This window comes from Nocardia brasiliensis NBRC 14402 (assembly GCF_000308475.2).
In the GTDB taxonomy this organism is placed as follows: domain Bacteria; phylum Actinomycetota; class Actinomycetes; order Mycobacteriales; family Mycobacteriaceae; genus Nocardia; species Nocardia brasiliensis.
This window is the reverse complement of sequence record NZ_BAFT02000107.1, coordinates 41703-59756: the sequence shown is the minus strand read 5'-3', so window position 1 is coordinate 59756 and position 18054 is coordinate 41703. Positions and strand designations below refer to the sequence as shown.

Here is an 18054-nt window from a genome sequence, read left to right as displayed (position 1 = left end):
GAGAGAGGTACGGGCCCGCGGTGTGCGAGTTTCAGCGCCTGCGGATGGTGCGCTGCACACCGCGCATCTTGGCGCCGGCGGGCATCGGGCCCTTCGGCATGGCCGGGCCGGTGCGGGAGCTGAGGGCGGACAGGCGTCCCTCGATCAGGTCCATCCGCTTGGTGTCGATGTTCCGGGGCAGCTTGGTCAGGTAACGCTGCAACTCCTTGAGCGGCACCTGTCCCTCGTCGTTGCCGATGACGACGTCGTAGATCGGGGTGTCGCCGATGAGCCGCGCGGTGCGCTTCTTCTCCTGCGCCAACAGCGATTTCACCCGCTGCGGGGAGCCCTCGGCGACCAGCACCACGCCGGGCAGGCCGATCACCCGGTGCACCGCGTCGAGCTGGGTGGTCGCGGCGATGCCGTTGGTCACCCGCCACTTGCCCTGCAGGTTGTCCAGCACCCAGGCCGCGGCGCCCGCCTGACCCTCCGCCTTGCCGTACACGCTCTTCTGCACCCGGCGGCCGAAGATGATGAACGCGGCCAGCGCGCCCAGCACCACGCCGAACGGGACGAGCAGCCACGTCAGCCCGAAGATCAGGCCGATCACCAGGAAGATCGCGGTGATGCCGAGCAGCGCGCCGATCATCAGCGGCAGCAGCAGCTTGTCTTCCTTGCGCTGCATCTGGAACGCCTGCCAGAGCTGCTGCCTGCGCTCTTTCGACTGCTGCTTGCGGGCCGCTTTCGCCGCGGCCTTCGCTTCCTTGGTGGGCTTACCTGCTGCCATGTCACTCAGGATAGTGCCCACGTCGCGCCGATTTCGCCACGCCTGTCCCAGGCCGTCGATTCCCGGTGCGTCGGCCCATCACCGCCGGGCCGAGGCGCGCTTTTCTCACCGGCCGCGGCCGACGCCGGGATGCACCCGCCGACGGCAGTCCCGCGCGGCGCGGGTCAGTTCCAGCCGCGCCGGGCCATCGAGCCCAGCACGGTGAGATCCAGATTACCGGAAGCCTCGGTCCACCCCATGGCCCGTAACTCCACCGGCGTCGCCACGCCGAGCGCGTCGCGGAACCCGATGGCGACCGACCGCGCGAACTCGACCAGGCTGCTCAGCGAAAGGGGCCAGAACAGGGTCTTGGTCCAATTATCGACTTCGCGCCGCAGCATCGGCTCATTCCAGCCGAGTTCCCGTAATTCCGCCGCGGCGGCATCCGGAATGGGTTGCGCCAGATAGTGGTTACCGGCGAGCTCCGCCGACAATTTGATGTCGTATTGCATGAACTGCACGTACCGATTTCCCGGTGCGGCGATGATCAACGTGGCCCGGGAGGGAAGTTCGGACAGACATTGCGCCAGCGCTTGAACGAACTGTTCCCAGTCCGCGGTCACCGGCTCGTTCATTTTTCCCCCGGGCGCTCGCACTGGCCCGATCATACGCCGCCCTGCCTGAGACACCAGGCGAATTGTCTTGCGACCCCGGACACTTCACCCACATCATAGCCAAACCGAATGACCCTTTACCGGTCCGCGGTAGTTACTCGGAGACCCTTTCGCATCCGCTTCGACACGCGGAAACGGGCGCGGGCAAACCGCGGCAACGCGCGAAATCGGGGCGGGGTGCTGATTCGTCGGGCAGCGGCACGCTGCTGTTCAGCTGGTGGCAACCGGGCGGTGTTAGCTTGCGGTGCGTGTGTGCGCGGTTGGTGGTGAGCGTCCATGACGTCGCACCCGCGAGTGCGGCGGAGACGGCGCGGTGGTGCGCGGATGCCGACGGGTTCGGGATCCCGGTATCGCTGCTGGTGATACCCGGGCCGTGGCGTGGCGCGTCGCTGGCGCGGCAGCCGGAGTATGCGGGCTTCCTGCGGGAACGCCGGGCACGGGGGGACGAGATCATGGTGCACGGGTGGTCGCATCGCGCCGGACCCGAGGGCGGGTGGCCGCGTCGGACGCTCGGGCGCGCGGTGGCCCGCGGCGCGGCCGAGTTCGCCGCGCTCGACCACGGCCAGGCGGCGGCCAAGCTCCGCGACGCCACCGCCGTGATGGCCGAATCAGGGCTGTCCACAACGGGTTTCACCCCACCCGGGTGGCTGGCCTCGCCCGCCGCCGAACAGGCTTTGCGCGCAGCGGGCTTCACCCACACCACCGATCACTTCGGCGCGAAGGACCTGCGCACCGGCCGACGCCAGCGCGGCTTCGCCCTCTCGCACCGGCCCGGCGGCGGCTGGTCCGAACGCTTCGGCGCCGCCATGCTGCAAACCTTCGCCCGGCGCAACGCGCGCAACGGCGGGCTCGTCCGGCTCGCCCTGCACCCCGACGACCTGCACCATCCCGGCCTGCGCGCGGCCACCCTGCGCGCCATCGACGCCGCCCTCAGCGCCGGCGCGCGCCCCACCACGTACGCCGAGCTGATCGAAGCGGCGGCCTCCTGATGCGCATCGTGCAGATCGCGAACTTCTATACGCCGGCCTCGGGCGGATTGCGGACCTGCTTGGACGAGATCGGGCGGGGCTATCTGGCGACCGGGCACGAGCGAGTGCTCGTGGTGCCGGGGCCCGCCGACGGAGACGAGGCGACGGCGTCGGGGCGGCGAATCACGGTGCGCAGCCCGAAGTTCGGCGCGGGCGGCTACCACGTGCTGACCGCGCGCCGGACCCGCCCGATTCTCGACCTGCTGCACCCGGACGTACTCGAATGCAGTGACAAGCTGAGCGTGCGGTGGCTGGCGCCGTGGGCGCGCGGCACCGGGGTGCCGCTCGTGTTGTTCTCCCATGAACGCATCGACGCCATCCTGCGCACCCGTGTCCCACCCGGGTTCCCCCTGGCCACGGCCGCTGACCTGGCCAATCGCCGCCTCTGCGTGCGCGCCGAAAAAGTGGTGGTCACTTCGAGTTTCGCGACGGCGGAGTTCGCTCGCATCGGCGCGACCAACGTGCGGCGCGTCCCGCTCGGGGTCGATCTGAGCACTTTTCGTCCCGCGACCGAAACATCCTGCACCACCGGCGAATCGGTGCGCCTAGTGCTGGTGAGCAGGTTGTCCAAGGAGAAGTGCGCCGAACGCGCCATCGAAGCGGTGCGCGTGCTGGTCGATTCCGGTTTGCGCTGCGAGCTGACTGTGCTCGGTGACGGCCCGCTGCGGCACCGGCTGGAACGCCTGGCCGCCGGGCTGCCGGTGCTCTTCCACGGTCACCTCACCGATCGCGTCGCGATGGCACGCTTGGTCGCGGAGGCCGACATCGCGATATTCCCCTCCCCCGCCGAGACTTTCGGGCTCGCGGTGCTGGAGGCGCTGGCCTGCGGCACTCCCGTGGTGGTCCCCGACGAAGGCGCCGCGGGTGAACTCGTGGGTGCCGCCGGTTCCGGCATCGTCTCCGACGGCTCCCCGCACGGCCTCGCGGCAGGCGTCCGGGCCCTTCTGACGGTCCCCGCCCCGCAACGCCGCCGCGCCGCCCGCCGTGCGGCGGAACGCTTCCCCTGGTCCGCCACTGTCGCAGGCATGCTCGCCCTCTACGCCGACTACGAAGCCGCCTGACCCCAACCGCCGCACCGCATCTCGGGCTCCGCCTCACCAGCGCGCGAATCCCCTCGAGAGGGTGCAGATCCGCCCGCCCGTGCAGTCTCCAAGGGCGTCCCCGCCCCACTCTCACCCCAGCGGCACCCCCGCCACACCCTGACCCCAGCGGCCACGGCGCTGCCTACGCGACCACGTCCGAAACCACCCGCTGCGCGCGCTCCCCGTCGCTGGACGCCCGCACTCGTTTCGTGGGCACGCCGTCGACCCGTTCGTCGTGCAGGGTGGGCGAGTTCGCGAGCAGGGTGATGCCGGTGATCACCAGGACGGCCGCGAGCAGCAGTGGCACCGCACGGGGGTGGACGGCGGCGAACAGGGTGACGCCCGCGGTATAGCTGAGGACCGGGTCGGTGATGGTCATCGCGGTGAGCGCGGTAGGCAGCGAGCCGCGAGCATAGGCCTCCTGCGTGAGCAGTCCGCCCAGACCGGTGGAGATCGGGATGCCGAGCAGCGCCCAGCTCAGGCCCGGCAGTGCGGTGGTGGCGATGACCACCAGGACGGCCGTGGTGGCGAAACAGCAACCCGCCGCGACGGCGACCAGCGCCGAACGCACCTGGGTGGCGCGGGTCAGGCGAGAGAGCGCGATCAGCGTGACGATCACGAGGAACACTCCGGCACCGGCCGTCGGCAACAGTTCGGGCCGCAACTCGGTGTGGCTGGACGCGCTCTGCCCGACCAGCAGGATCAGCCCGGCGCACACGAAAACCGTCCCGGCCCAGTCCCGCCGCAGCAGCGGCCGCCTGCGCCGCGCCGCCGCGAACGGCAACGCGAACAGCAGTTGCACCACCAGCAGGGACTGCACCACCGCGATCGCCCCGAGCCGCAGCGCCACCGCGTGCACGACGAACCCCGCCACGTTCGCGCCCTGCCCGGCCAGCCAGCGCCGATCGGTGAGCAGCCGCCGGGCGATGCCGGCGATCACCAGAAACCGTCCCTGCGGATCCGCGGTCGCGGCTGCGCGCGCGGCGCCTTGCTGCAGCGCCGCAGACACCGCGAACAGCAGCGCGGCCACCAGCGCGAGCGTGATCGTCCCCACCGCGGCCGCATCGATCGGCGTCCCGTCCAGCGCTTCGACGCGTTCCGCCATAGCGCCAATGCTGGCGGGTCGCAGTGAACATCGGATGGCGTTCGCCCGGCGAGTCGGCGACGACCGGCGACATTCGTCCGGCGATCCGCTGATCTGCTACCCCGGTTCCAGGGTCTGGACGGTCGTCCGGGCACACTCGATAGTCCTATGGTGAGCGAACGACGTGTGCTGCTGCGCGCCCTGTGCGGGTTGCTGCTTCTGCTGGCCCCGGCCATCCCGGTGACCGCCGCGGCGGAGCCGTTGGGCGTGCCGTTCCAGTGGAAGCAAGCGTTCATCGACGCCCCCGACGGCACCCGCCTGCACGCGGACGTCCTGCGACCGGACGGTCTCGCCGACGATGTCCGCACGCCGGTCATCCTCACCGTGAGCCCGTACCGCGCGCACCTGGCGTATCTGAGCGAACCGCGATTGACCGGCGGACCGTCCACCGAGAACCTGCAAGCGGACATGTTCCTGCGCGCCGGCTACACCTACGTGATCGTCGACCTGCGCGGTTTCGGCGGCTCGGCGGGCTGCCCCGATTTCGGCGGCCCCGGTGAACGCTCGGATGTCGCGACCGCGGTGGAGTGGTCGGCGAATCAGCCGTGGTCCACCGGCAAGGTCGGCATGTTCGGCACCTCGTACGAGGGCTGGACCGGTTTGATGGGTCTGGCGACGAAGCCGAAGGGGCTCGCCGCCGTCGCGTCCTTCGAGCCGGTGGTCGATCCGTACTCGTACCTGTACATGCAGGGCGTGTCGTGGAAGTTCTCCGGCAAGCCGGTCACCGAGAGCGGGGTGCGCCCAGCCGATTTCGCCGGCCTGGAACATCTGTTGATCGCGTCGACGCCGGGCCGCCCGGAAGATTCGCCCGAATATCAGGCCGCCGCCGCGCAATTGCCGATGCAGTGCTATCAGCAATATCTCGCCGAGACCGGCAATCACGACGGCAATTCGGCATTCTGGCGCGATCGTGATCTGGTCGGGCCGTTGCGCGGCAACACCATTCCGTTGTTCCTCGGGCAGGGTTTCGTCGACTACAACACCCGCGCCTATCGCGTTTTCGATCTGTGGAACGGCCTCGGGCCCGGCGCGCACCGTGCCTGGTTCGGTCAATGGGGTCACCGCACCTGCCACGAGAAATGCGGCACACCGCATTTCGACACCGAACTGCTGGCCTTCTTCGACAAGCATGTGGCGGGCCGCGATGTCGAGATCCCCGGTCCGCGAATCACGGTCGGGCAGTTCGACGGTCGCTGGCGCGCCGAAACCGCCTGGCCGCCGGCCGATGCCGCCCGTGTGCCGGTGGATCTGCGCGCAGGCAGCTACACCGACCGCGGGTTGGTGCCAGGGCCCGACCGCGAACTCTGGTCTGTCTCAGAGCCGTTGGCCCAAGCCCAGCATTTGTCCGGAATTCCGACCGCGACACTGCAACTCGACGGCCCCGCGGCCGCCACGGTCGCGGTCGAGCTATACGACATCGCCCCGGACAACCTGGCCACCGTGATCACCCGCGGTATCGCGCCGGTCGGCGACGGCACCGCCGAAGTCCGCCTGCTCGGCCAGGATTGGCCGATCGCGGCCGGTCATCGCATCGGTGTGCGGGTCACCGACGTGGTCGACGACGTCTGGTCGCACACTCCGGCGCTCGCCACGGTCACCGTGACCAAGGCCCGGGTCGAGTTGCCGATGCTCACCGGTGCGCGCGTGGCCGACTTGCCGGGTGGTCTCACCGAGGGCATCGTGAAGTGGCGAAACGAGAAGACCATCCCGCTGGGGCCCGGCGTGTTGAACAATGCAACGGTGTCCATGAATTTGCCGAACCGCAGCGGCGACCGATGACCGAGCCGGTCGACGATCGCACCGCCGAGCGCCTTGCGGCCGCATTGCGCTGCGTCACCGTGTCCACCGACGATCCGGACGATATCGACGACGCGGCTTTCGACCGGCTCTCCGCACACCTCGAGCAATCCTTCCCCCGGGTGCACGCGGAACTCGAGTTGGAGCGGTTCGGGCACAGCAGGCTCTACCGGTGGGCGGGGGTGGAGCCCGATCAGGTCGAGGCGATTCTGCTCGCCCACCAGGACGTGGTGCCGGTCGACGATCCGCAGCGCTGGACGCATCCGCCCTTCGCGGGCGTCGTCGACGACGAATTCATCTGGGGCCGTGGCGCGATCGACGACAAGAGCAGGTTGCTCGCCATCCTGGAGGCGGTAGAGGCCGCCCTCGCGGCCGGAATCCGCCCGCGGCACACCATCTTTCTGGCGTTCGGGCACGACGAGGAAGTCTTCGGCGATACGGGCGCGATGCACATGGCGCAGCGCCTGCGCGCGCAAGGCGTGTCCGCGAACCTGCTGCTGGACGAGGGCGGCATGATCACCACCGGCGTCGCCGACCGCATCGAACCACCGGTCGCCACGATCATGGTGGGCGAGAAAGGCTATGCGACGGTACGGCTTTCGGTCACCGAACGGGGCGGGCACTCGTCCATGCCCGGTAAGCAAACGGCGGTCGGGCGGATCGCCCGGGCGGTCGCCCGCATCCAGGACCATCCGATGCCGCTGCGGATGACCCCGGTCACCGCCGACATGCTCGCCCGGGTGCGCACGGTCATGCCCGCACCGCGCAGGCAACTGCTGCGCCTCGCCGATCTGGTCGCGCCGTTGGTCACCCGCGTGATGGCGGCGCGGCCGCAGACCGAGGCCCTGGTGCGCACCACCACCGCGCCCACTGTGATCCGGGGCGGCGTGAAATCGAACGTGCTCCCTCAGCACGCCGAGGCGTTCGTGAATTTCCGCATCCTGCCCGGCGATTCCGTCGCCTCGGTGCTCGCGCACTGCCGGAAGGTGGTGCGCGACAGCGGTGTCCGGATCGAAACGGAAGGGGTGTGCTCGGAGCCGACGGTGCACGCCACCCCGGGTGCCGCGTTCGGCCTCATCGCCGAGATCGCGCAGGCCATCGTCCCAGGAACGGTGATCACCACCGGCATCGTGCCCGGCGCCACCGACTCCCGGCACTATCACGACCTGGCCGCGACCCGCTGCAACTTCGCCCCCATCGTGCTGGAAGAACGCGATCTGGCCTCGATCCACGGAACCGACGAACGCCTTTCCCGGGTGAACTACGCTCGACTCATCGAGTTCAACCGGCGGCTCTTCACCGAGCTGGCGTACTCGACGAGCAGCGAGCCGCACCCATCAGGAGCCGATGCATGAGTGAGCGCAGCAGGACCGAGCCGAGCACCGGCGAGGCACGGTCGTGACCGCGGAACCGGAGCGCGACGACGCGGGCATCCGTACCGAGACCGGGCAATTCGACGGCACCGGCAGCGGAATCGCCTGGCGCGCCTGGCTGCCCGAGGCGCAGGCGCGCGGCGTGATCGTTCTGGTGCACGGCGTCGCGGAGCATTCCGGCCGCTACACCCATGTCGGCCGGCGTTTGGCGGGCGCCGGGTTCGCGGTCTACGCGCTCGACCACATCGGCCACGGCAAGTCTGCGGGCAGCAAGGCCAATATCGGTTCGATGGACGGCGCCGCCGACAACGTGGCGGCGATGCTGGACATCGCGCGCCGCGAATACCCGGACGTGCCGCGCTTCCTGATCGGGCACTCGATGGGCAGCCTCATCGTGCTGCACCTGGCCACCCGCGCGCCGGTCGACGTCGCGGGCATCGTGCTGTCGGCGCCGCCGCTGGTCATTCCGCTCGGCAACCCGCTGCAGCGCCTCGTCGCGCCGCTACTCACCCGGATCACGCCGAATCTCGGTGTGCTGAAACTGGATTCGTCGCAGATCAGCCGCGATCCGGCGGTGGTCCGCGCCTACGACAACGATCCGCTGGTCTATCGCGGCAGCCTGCCCGCCCGCACCGCGGTCGAGATCCTGGACACGACGACCCTGGTGAAGCAGCGCCTCGGCCGGCTCACCGTGCCGCTGCTGGTGCTGCACGGCACCGGCGACGCCATCGCCGCGCCCGCCGGCACGGACCTGATCGAGCGGGGCGCGGGCTCCAAAGACCTCACCGCGATTCGCTACGACGGCCTCTACCACGAGATATTCAACGAACCCGAGCAGGACGAGGTGCTCGGCAATGTGGTGGACTGGCTGGAGGCGCACGTTACCGGCAAGTAAGATCCGGCCATGGGAACTACCGGATCCATCGCTTTCCTCCGTGCCGGCTGGCACAGCTCGATCGTCGGCAAGGCCTACGAAGGTTTCACCGCCGAATACGCCGAGCTCGGCTACGACCCCGCCACCGTCGACGTCTTCGAGGTGCCCGGTGCGTTCGAGATCCCGTTGCACGCCCAGCGGCTGGCCCGCTCCGGCAAATACGCGGCGGTCGTCGCCGCGGCGCTGGTCGTGGACGGCGGCATCTACCGGCACGATTTCGTCGCGTCCGCGGTGATCGACGGGCTGATGCGGGTGCAGCTGGACACCGACGTGCCGGTGTTCTCCGTCGTGCTCACCCCGCATCACTTCCACGAACACAGCGAGCACGTCACGTATTTCACCGAGCATTTCGTGACCAAGGGTGCGCAGGCCGCGCGCGCACTGGCCGCCACGCTGACTTCGCTGCGCTCCCTGCCGGTTCAGCGGTACCGCGACAGGCACGCTGCCTCGCCGTCGAGCACCCCCGTGCGGAACGCCTCGACGCGTTGATACCCGCTCGGCACCACCTTTCCGTTCACGTCGCTCGCGGCCAGACCCGCGGTCAGTAGTTCGGACACGGCCTCGTCGAGATCGTCGGCCGAGAGCCGCAGATCACCGCCCGGCTCACTCAATTTCGTGGACACCACACCGGACAGGCACGCGGTGCGCAAACCCGCCGTCTCCGCGCCGGTGAGCGACAACCCGCGTTCGCGTTGCACGGCAAGGGTGTAGCGGGAGACGAAGAGGACGAAGGCGGAGTAGTCGCCGTGCACCATCGCCGAAAGCAGTTCCGCCTCGCCGCGCGCGGGCGCACTCAGCTTCGTGAGGGCGGGCACGTCGGTGCCGATCCGGTTCGCCGTCGGACAATACGAAACCGGCTCTGTCGCAGTAATATTCGCACAGTCACCACCGGTCCCCGCGTAGTCGAACCGCGGCGGCTCGGCCGTAGGGAAGAGCGCGAGCAGCGTCCGGCTCAACCGCTCCAGCGACTGCCGATTCACCGGCAGCTGGAACAGCGCGTCGGCCACGCCGAAGGAAACCGGCAGTTGACCGCGGCGCTGCGCGATCTCCTTCGGCGTCAACGCCTTACAGCCCTTCGTGCCGTCGGAATAGCCGATCTGCACCGCGGTGACCCGCTCGAACGCCGACCCGTGCGCGTTGCCCGGATCGCCGAACCCTTGATCGCGGAAGGCGACCGTCGCGCCGAGCACCGCATTGAGTCCGTCGGTGGTGTTCACCGTGAAATGCGCCGAATTCCCCTCGGCCACATGACGTAAGAACACCCCGGCCAGGCAGTCGGCCTGCTGCTCCAGCACCAGGGTCGGGGTGCGCACGCCCGCCAATCGCGCTTGGCCCTGGATCGCGTGCCCGTATTCGTGCGCGAGCACCATCACCACGGCCATCTCGCCGAACTTCTCGACGACCTGCGGCAGCAGGACGCCGCGGTCCCAGCCGATGGTGTGGTCGAGACCGCAGTAGGCGGCGTTCACGACGTGATAGGTGGATTCGTCGCAGAAGCGGATCGCCTGGTCTTTCGGCGCCGGCGCCGACCAGGAGAAGAAGTTCTGCACCGGGGTGAACGGGCCCGGAAAGTCCTTGTGGTACTCCGTCGTCCAGAATTCCTGCAGATCCGCGAGCGAGTTCAGCGCGAGCGTGTCGAACCTGCCGCCGTCACCGTTCGTCGCGCTGAGCGGCGCGTCCGGCACGCCGGGCCGCGGACCGCTCGGACCCGTGGCGGTCATCGAACCGGCGATCTCCCAGTCCGTCTCGGTGGCCGGCGCCTGCGGTGCCGCCGGATCCTGCACGGTCACACCGCATCCCGCGAGCACCATGCCGAACAGCGCGAGCACCACCACCGCGCCGATCCGCCACCGCTGCTTCCCCATCGCTGCGCCTCCCGAACCACCGCGCGCCGCTCACTCAGGAGGGACGGAGATTTCAGCAGACCCCTGCCCGCCGTGCCCTAGATGGTAGTAGGCCGCACGCGCGCGCGACCAGAGGTGAGGATGTCGTAGGTCAAGTCAAACGGACTCGGGCGATCAGGGCTCGGTGGTCGGACCGGGGGATGCTGAGGGTGCGGACTTCCTCGGCTTCGGCGTCGGCGAGCAGGACGTGATCGATGCCGATGATCGGGCCCCACTGTTTGTCGTCGGGGAAGGTGAGCAGCAGGCCCGCGCCCGCCTGATCTGCGGCGGATTCGAATCGTCCGTGCAGGAGTTCGCGGTAGGCGGCGTGGTCGCGGGTGGCGTTGAAGTCCGCGCCGACGATCGCCGGACCTTGTTGCGCGGCCAGGATCTCGCGGATGCGGCGCATCTCGGCCAGCCAGTCGGCGAAGTTCATCGGCGGCGGGATCGGGTGGAAGGCGAACACCGCGACGGGTCCGCGGTCCGGATGCTCCATCGTGGCGGAGACCTGGTTCAGGATGAACCCGCTGTATTTCTTGGTGTCGCGCAACGGATATCGGCTGTAGATCCCGGTGCCGCCCCCGCCGTCCGCGGTCGGCTCGAGGTAGCGGTGCGGCAGTGCGGCGTCGAGTCCCGCCGCGGCCAGTCGATCGACCGCGGCGTTCGTCAGCTCGTTCACGGTCAGCACGTCGATGCGGTTGTCCCGGACGGCCCGCACCACCGCGTCCGCGTCGGCACCACCGAACAACAGGTTCGACTGCATCACGTTCACCTCGGGACCGGTGGCGGCGCGACTCTGCGGGACGAACGTCGGCACCGCCGTCCACAGCACCACCCCGACCAGCACCGCGGCCACGCCCGCGCTGCGCCACCCGCGGACGACCAGGAAACACACCAGCCCGACCACCGCCCCGACCATCAGATACGTGGCCCCCGACGCCAACAGCGCCAACGGCCGCTGCCGCCAAGCCACGAAGTGCAGCACCAGCCCGGCGAGCCCCGCCGCGGCAGCGCACCACCCCACTCCGAGTACGAAACGTTCCACCCATCCACGCATACCCCGACCCTAAGCGCCCGTTGTGGAGCAACCGCGTCGTATCTGTGCAGCACTTGTGTGGGTGCCAACAGACGCACCCCTTCTGCGTCGAGACCCGGTGTGTCACGCGGCAAGTCGGGGTGCGAGAACACAGAACTGGTGCGGCAGTCCGGTGTTGCCGTGGCCTACTGGCCGAACACGCGCTCCACCACCGCTTTCGCCCGGCGGGTGATCCGCATGTAATGGTCGAGGAATTCGCTGCCGTCGTCGTTCGGCCAGCCCGCCACTCGGGCGACCGCGGACAGTAGCCGGCCGGGGCCGGGGAGTTGGTCGGTCGGCTTGCCGCGCACCAGGACCAGGGCGTTGCGGGCCTTCGTCGCGGTGAGCCAGGCGTCGCGGAGCAGTTCGACGTCGGCGGTGTCGAGCAGCTTGGTCTGCTCGATCACGTCGAGCGATTCCAGCGTGGACGTATTGTGCAGGCCGAGCACGTCGTGGGCGTAGCGCAGCTGCATCAACTGCACGGTCCACTCGATATCGGCGAGGCCGCCGCGGCCGAGTTTGGTGTGCGTGGCGGGGTTCGCGCCGCGCGGCAGCCGTTCGGCGTCGACGCGGGCCTTGATCCGCCGGATCTCGCGCACCGCCTCGGTGGAGACGCCGCCCTCCGGGTAGCGCACCTTGTCGATGATGTGCAGGAAACGCAGTCCGAGTTGCTGATCGCCCGCGACCTGGTGCGCCCGCAGCAGCGCCTGCACCTCCCACGGCTGCGCCCACTGCTGGTAGTACGCGGCGTAGGCGGCCAGGGTGCGCACCAGCGCGCCGTTGCGGCCCTCGGGGCGCAGCCCGGCGTCCACATGCAGCGGCGGGTCGGTGCTGGGCGCGCCGAGCAGACGCTGCACCTTGTCGGCGACGTTGATCGCCCACTTCACGGCCTTGGTCTCGTCTTCGCCGGGCCGGGGATCACAGACGAACAGGACGTCCGCGTCGGACCCGTACCCGAGTTCCATGCCGCCGAGCCGGCCCATCCCGATCACTGCGAAATCGGCGGGGGCAGGCGTGCCCAGTTCCGCCTCGCTGGCCCGGATCACCGCCGCGAGCGCGGCTTCGAGCACCGCGACCCACACCGAGGACAGCGCCCGGCACACCTGCTGCACGTCGAGCATGCCGAGCAGGTCGGCCGAGGCGATCCGCGCCAGTTCGTGTCTGCGCAGCGAACGTGCCGCCGCCACAGCGCGTTTCGGGTCTTCATAACGGGACGCCGCGGTCATGATGCCGCGCGCGACGTCTTCGGGTTGCGGGCTGAGCAGCAGCGGCCCGCCCGGCCCGTCGGCGTACATGCGGATCGTGTCCGGCGCGTTGATCAGCAGGTCCGGCAGGTATTCCGAGGAGCCGAGCACGATCATCAGCCGCTGGGCGATCGCGCCCTCGTCGCGCAGTTCGCGCAGGAACCAGATCTGGTCGTCGAGCCCCTCCGACACGCGCCGGTAGGCGAGCAGGCCCGCGTCGGGATTCGGTGTCTCACCGAGCCATTCGAGCAAGGTCGGCAGCAGCAGCGCCTGGATGCGGCCCTTACGCGAAACCCCGCCGGTGAGCGCCTTCAGGTGCCCGAGTGCGTGTTCGGGCGCCTGGTAGCCCAGCGCGGCCAGCTGCCGGATCGCGGCGTCGGGGCTGAGCCGCAGCGCGTCGGGGTCCATCTTGACCACCGATTCGAGCAGCGGACGATAGAACAGCTTGGCGTGTAATCGTCTGACCCGCACCGCGTTCCGGCGGATCTCGGTGCCGAGCACACCGACCGCGTCCTGCCTGCCGTCGGGCCGGATGTGCGCCGCGCGCGCCAGCCAGCGCATGCCTTCCTCGTCGTCGGCGGCCGGCAGCGTGTGCGTGCGCCGCAACCGCTGCAGCTGTAGCCGATGTTCGAGCAGCCGCAGGAACTCGTAGGACGCGGTGAGATTGGCGGCGTCGTCCCGGCCGACGTACCCGCCCGCGGCCAGGGCGGTCAACGCCTCGACGGTGCCCTGCACATGCAGCGACTCGTCGACCCGCCCGTGCACCAATTGCAGGAGCTGGACCGCGAATTCGACATCGCGCAGGCTGCCGTGCCCCAGTTTGAGCTCGCGCTCACGCAGATCGGCGGGCACCAGATCCTCCACCCGCCGCCGCATCGCCTGTACATCGGCGACGAAGTCGGGACGCTCGGAGGCGTTCCACACCATCGGCATCAGCGCGGCCCGGTACTGCTCGCCGAGTTCCAGATCGCCGGTCATCGGCCGGTTCTTGAGCAGCGCTTGGAACTCCCAGGTGCGTGCCCAGCGCTTGTAGTAGGCCAGATGCGAGTCGAGCGTGCGGACCAGCGCGCCCGCCTTGCCTTCGGGTCGCAGCGCCGCGTCGACCTCGAAGTAGGCCGCGCTCGCGACGCTCATCATCTCGGCGGCCAGCCGGGTGGCGGTGGCGTCGGCGGGTTCGGCGACGAAGACCACGTCGACATCGCTGACGTAGTTCAGTTCCCGGGCACCGCTCTTGCCCATGGCGATCACGGCGAGGCGCACCGGCACCGGACCGTCCTTGCAGACCCGCGCGACCGCCACCGACAGCGCGGCGGTGAGCGCGGCATCGGCCAGGTCCGTGAGGTGCCTGCCGACCACCTGATACGGCAGCACCGGCTCGTTCTCCACGGTCGCGGCGAGGTCGAGCGCCGCGAGCAGCATGAGCTGGTCCCGGTATCGCTTGCGCAGCAACGCCACAACCTCGGGACCGTGCTCGCCCGCCCGGAAAATCATCGGACCCGCGTTGGCTCCCGTTTCGGGCACCGCGTCGACCACGTCGAGCAGATCCGCCAGCACCTCCTCGCGGGAAGGCAAAGCCTTGCGCCGCAGGATCTCCCAGGCCGCCGGGTCGGCGACGAGATGATCGGCGAACGCGCTGGACGCGCCGATCAGCGCGAACAACCTGCCGCGCAGCGCGGTTTCCGATCGGATCGCCGAATCCAGTGCCGCCCAGTCCGTTCCGAGCTGCTCGTACAGCTTCAGCAGGGTGTTCAGCGCGAGGTCGGCGTCGGGCGCGCGCGACAGCGCCCACAGCACGGGGATACTTTCGACGTTGTCCCAGCCCAATTCGCGCAGCGTGGCAGCAGCGGACGGCTCGAGTAATCCGAGCCGACCGACACCGGGGACAGCGGAGCGGGCAGACGGTGGCCGGACCATAGCTCTCAAATTACAGGCTCGAAGCTAACGGCAGGCCACCCCGGAACCTATCTTCGGTACCAGAACGGCGCAGGTGCCCGCCCGGGTTCACAGTCCGAGGTATTCCTTCAGCTCGTACGGCGTCACCTGGCTGCGGTAGTCGGCCCACTCCCGGCGCTTGTTGCGCAGGAAGAAGTCGAACACGTGCTCGCCGAGCGTCTCGGCGACCAGCTCGGAGCGCTCCATCGCCTGCAGCGCCTCGTCCAGCGTGCCGGGCAGTTCCCGGAAGCCCATCGCGCGCCGCTCGGCGGCGGTCAGCGACCAGACGTCGTCCTCGGCCTCCGGCGGCAGGGTGTAGCCCTTTTCGATGCCGCGCAAACCGGCTGCGAGCAGCACGGCGAAGGTCAGGTACGGGTTGCAGGCCGAATCGGGGCTGCGGATCTCGATGCGCCGCGAGGAGGACTTGTTCGGCGTGTACATCGGCACCCGGACCAGCGCGGAACGGTTGGACCGGCCCCAGGACGCGGCGGTCGGCGCTTCCCCGCCGTGGATGAGCCGCTTGTAGGAGTTCACCCACTGGTTGCTGATCGCGCTGATCTCCGGGGCGTGCTCGAGGATGCCCGCGATGAACGCGCGCGCGGTGACGGACAGGTTGATCGGATCGTCCGGATCGTGGAAGGCGTTGGCCTCGCCCTCGAACAGGCTCATGTGCGTGTGCATCGCCGAGCCCGGGTACTGGGCGAACGGCTTGGGCATGAACGTCGCGCGTACGCCCTCGTCGATCGCCACCTCCTTGATCAGGTAGCGGAAGGTCATCACGTTGTCGGCCATGGACAGCGCGTCGGCGTAGCGCAGGTCGATCTCCTGCTGACCGGGCGCGCCCTCGTGATGGCTGAACTCCACCGAGATGCCCATCGACTCGAGCGCGTCGATGGCGTGGCGGCGGAAGTTCGGCGCCGAATCGTGCACGGCCTGGTCGAAGAAGCCGCCGGAATCGGCCGGGATCGGCTGCGAGCCGTCCTGCGGGCCGTTCTCCAGCAGGAAGAACTCGATCTCCGGGTGCACGTAGCAGCTGAACCCGACATCGCCGGCCTTGTTCAGCTGGCGGCGCAGCACGTGGCGCGGGTCGGCCCAGGACGGCGAACCGTCGGGCATCGTGATGTCACAGAACATGCGGGCCGAGTGCTGATGCCCCTTGCTCGTCGACCACGGCAGCACCTGGAACGTGGACGGATCGGGCCGCGCGACCATATCGGCCTCCGACACCCGGGCGAAGCCTTCGACGGCGGAACCGTCGAAGCCGATACCCTCCTCGAACGCGCCCTCCAGCTCGGCGGGAGCGATGGCGACGGACTTCAGGTAACCCAAGACGTCGGTGAACCAGAGACGTACGAAGCGGATGTCCCGCTCTTCGAGCGTCCGCAGCACGAATTCCTTCTGGCGATCCATGTCCGCGAGCGTAAGCACCCGGCGTTAAATCCGTGTTACATACACGCTGAGTGTGCCGTCCTTGTTGCCGGAAAAAGATTTCCCCGGCCGCCGAGTCGCTCAGCAGGTGAGGCCGGGCGCCGGATCCTTCAGGTCGACGAGATAGTCGATCACCGCCTGATCCACGCACGAGGAACCGCCGGAGAGCGCGATGGTATGCCTGCTGCCCTGGTAGGTCAGCAGCGACGCGCCCAGCTGGGACGCGAGGTCGACACCGGCCTGATACGGCGTCGCCGGGTCCTCGGTGGTCGACACCACCACGGTTTTCCGCAAGCCGGTCACCGTGATCCGATGCGGCTCACTGGTGTTGGGCACCGGCCACACCGTGCACTGGTCCAGCGGCGCCGCGCCGGTGCCGCGGCCGTCGTCGAGGAACGGCGCGGCCTTGCGGTACTCGATGTCCTGCCTGCCGGTGACCTCGCGGTCGCTGATCCGCGGATCGTCCACGCAGCGAATGGCATTGAACGCGTCGGTGGTGTTGCTGTAGGTGCCGTCGTCGCGACGGCCGTCGTACAGGTCGGCCAGTTGCAGCAGCGTGTCACCGCGGCCGTCGCGCAGTTCGGACAGCCCGAGCGTGAGCACCGACCACAGGTCGGTTGTATAGAGCGCTTGCCGCACACCGGTCAGCGCGTCGCCGTAGCTGAGGCCGCGCGGATCGGTGGTCGGCGCGGATTTGTCCCACAGCGGATCCACCAGCGCCCGGAAGCGCGGCACCGCCTGCGCCTTGTCGGTACCGAGCGGGCAGTCCGCCTTGCTCACGCAGTCCGCGGCGTAGGCGTCGAACACCTTCTGGAAGCCCGCCGCCTGGCGCAGCGATTCCTGCACCGGGTCCTGCGCGGAGTCGATCGCGCCGTCCAGCACGAGCGCGCGCACCCGGTCCGGGAACTTCTCCGCATACGCCGACCCGATCTTGGTGCCGTACGAGTAGCCCAGGTAGCTGAGCTTCGGGTCGCCCAGGACGGCGCGCATCACGTCGAGGTCCTGCACCACCTCGCGGGTGCCGACGTGCGCCAGGAACTCCTTGCCGGTCCGGGCGGTGCAGCGGTCCGCGTACTGCCGGTTCTCGTCCTCGGCAGCGGCGATTCCCGCCGGGGTGTTGTCCTTCTGTGCCTCGGCCCGCTCCGCGTCCTGCTCCTGCGCGGTCTCGCAGACGATGGACGGCGTCGACGAGCCCACCCCGCGCGGATCGAAGCCGACCCGATCGAACCGCTGCGCCAGCGGCGTCTTGTTGCCGAGCCCCGACATGGTCAGCCCCGACTCCCCCGGCCCGCCGGGATTCATCAGCAGCGAACCGATCTTCTTGCCGGAGGCCTTGATCCGCGACACCGCGATCTGCGCGGTCGCCCCGTCCGGGGCGGCGTAGTCGATCGGCACGGTGATCTTCGCGCACTCCGCGCTCGGCGCGAACCGGTCCTCCGCCGAACCGAAGCCGGCGCAACCGCCCCACTGCACGGTCTGGTGATAGAACTTGCCCAATTCGGCGGGCACCTCGGGCATCGGACCCGTCGGATGCCCCGCGGTCGTACACCCCGCCGCCACCAATCCCAGCACCGCCACGATCAGCGCACCGCGCCCACTCCGCACCAAAGCCATCCTCTGATACTGGCAGTACCCGGCGCACGCCGACGAACAGCCCGTCCGCGACGAGCCGCGGTCAGGGCCGCAACCTCGGGTGATGTGACCAATTGCATCGG

At 69.4% G+C, this 18054-nt stretch carries 14 protein-coding genes; 6 read left to right on the top strand and 8 right to left on the bottom strand.

The features are described from left to right. Positions 1–31: 31 nt before the first annotated feature. Positions 32–766, bottom strand: coding sequence for a DUF4191 domain-containing protein (locus TY25_RS35920; protein ID WP_029893784.1), 735 nt, complete (start codon positions 764–766; stop codon positions 32–34). Between the two features lie 164 nt (positions 767–930). Beyond that, the gene (locus TY25_RS35915; RefSeq protein ID WP_042264014.1) at positions 931–1380 is read right to left on the bottom strand and encodes a TY-Chap domain-containing protein; all 450 of its coding nucleotides are present in this window, start codon (positions 1378–1380) and stop codon (positions 931–933) included. 287 nt (positions 1381–1667) lie between these two features. Here TY25_RS35915 and TY25_RS35910 point away from each other — a divergent pair, with 287 nt between their 5' ends. Both TY25_RS35910 and TY25_RS35905 read left to right on the top strand, forming a co-directional pair. Beyond that, positions 1668–2408 carry a DUF2334 domain-containing protein gene (locus TY25_RS35910; RefSeq protein ID WP_042264012.1) on the top strand — a complete coding sequence of 247 codons (741 nt, stop codon included), beginning with the start codon at positions 1668–1670 and terminating at the stop codon, positions 2406–2408. Then, the gene (locus TY25_RS35905; protein WP_042264010.1) at positions 2408–3508 is read left to right on the top strand and encodes a glycosyltransferase; all 1101 of its coding nucleotides are present in this window, start codon (positions 2408–2410) and stop codon (positions 3506–3508) included. Before TY25_RS35910 ends, TY25_RS35905 begins: the two co-directional genes overlap by 1 nt. Positions 3509–3671: 163 nt before the next feature. Here the strand turns inward: TY25_RS35905 and TY25_RS35900 are convergent, their stop codons facing one another. Continuing rightward, positions 3672–4634, bottom strand: coding sequence for a DMT family transporter (locus TY25_RS35900; protein ID WP_226887444.1), 963 nt, complete (start codon positions 4632–4634; stop codon positions 3672–3674). A 147-nt stretch (positions 4635–4781) separates the two neighbouring features. On the opposite strand from TY25_RS35900, the gene TY25_RS35895 reads away from it, so the two are divergent. The 4 genes from TY25_RS35895 to TY25_RS35880 are packed head-to-tail and all read left to right on the top strand — an operon-like array spanning position 4782 to position 9266. After that, entirely contained in the window at positions 4782–6452 is a 1671-nt protein-coding gene (locus TY25_RS35895) for a CocE/NonD family hydrolase (RefSeq protein ID WP_042264007.1), read from the top strand. Beyond that, the gene (locus TY25_RS35890; protein WP_042264005.1) at positions 6449–7825 is read left to right on the top strand and encodes a M20/M25/M40 family metallo-hydrolase; all 1377 of its coding nucleotides are present in this window, start codon (positions 6449–6451) and stop codon (positions 7823–7825) included. The genes TY25_RS35895 and TY25_RS35890 overlap by 4 nt, the downstream gene beginning before the upstream one ends. Before the next feature lie 43 nt (positions 7826–7868). Continuing rightward, positions 7869–8738 (top strand): alpha/beta hydrolase, encoded by an 870-nt coding sequence (locus tag TY25_RS35885; protein WP_226887445.1) that lies wholly within the window; start codon positions 7869–7871, stop codon positions 8736–8738. Between the two features lie 9 nt (positions 8739–8747). After that, complete coding sequence (locus TY25_RS35880) at positions 8748–9266, top strand: 6,7-dimethyl-8-ribityllumazine synthase (protein ID WP_226887446.1); 519 nt, start codon at positions 8748–8750, stop codon at positions 9264–9266. Here TY25_RS35880 and TY25_RS35875 read toward each other — a convergent pair. The 5 genes from TY25_RS35875 to TY25_RS35855 all read right to left on the bottom strand — a co-directional run bounded on the left by TY25_RS35875 (position 9197) and on the right by TY25_RS35855 (position 17953). Next, positions 9197–10642: a neutral zinc metallopeptidase gene (locus TY25_RS35875; RefSeq protein WP_042264004.1), complete on the bottom strand. Its 1446-nt coding sequence runs from the start codon at positions 10640–10642 to the stop codon at positions 9197–9199. The two genes, TY25_RS35880 and TY25_RS35875, sit on opposite strands and share 70 nt — an antisense overlap. A gap of 130 nt (positions 10643–10772) precedes the next feature. Then, on the bottom strand, positions 10773–11717 hold the full coding sequence (locus tag TY25_RS35870) for an endonuclease/exonuclease/phosphatase family protein (RefSeq protein ID WP_042264002.1): 945 nt from the start codon (positions 11715–11717) through the stop codon (positions 10773–10775). Between the two features lie 164 nt (positions 11718–11881). Then, the gene (locus TY25_RS35865; protein ID WP_042264000.1) at positions 11882–14893 is read right to left on the bottom strand and encodes a bifunctional [glutamine synthetase] adenylyltransferase/[glutamine synthetase]-adenylyl-L-tyrosine phosphorylase; all 3012 of its coding nucleotides are present in this window, start codon (positions 14891–14893) and stop codon (positions 11882–11884) included. A gap of 87 nt (positions 14894–14980) precedes the next feature. Further along, entirely contained in the window at positions 14981–16321 is a 1341-nt protein-coding gene (locus TY25_RS35860) for a glutamine synthetase family protein (RefSeq protein ID WP_014983044.1), read from the bottom strand. Between the two features lie 99 nt (positions 16322–16420). Beyond that, entirely contained in the window at positions 16421–17953 is a 1533-nt protein-coding gene (locus TY25_RS35855; protein WP_042263998.1) for an alpha/beta hydrolase, read from the bottom strand. Positions 17954–18054 lie beyond the last annotated feature (101 nt).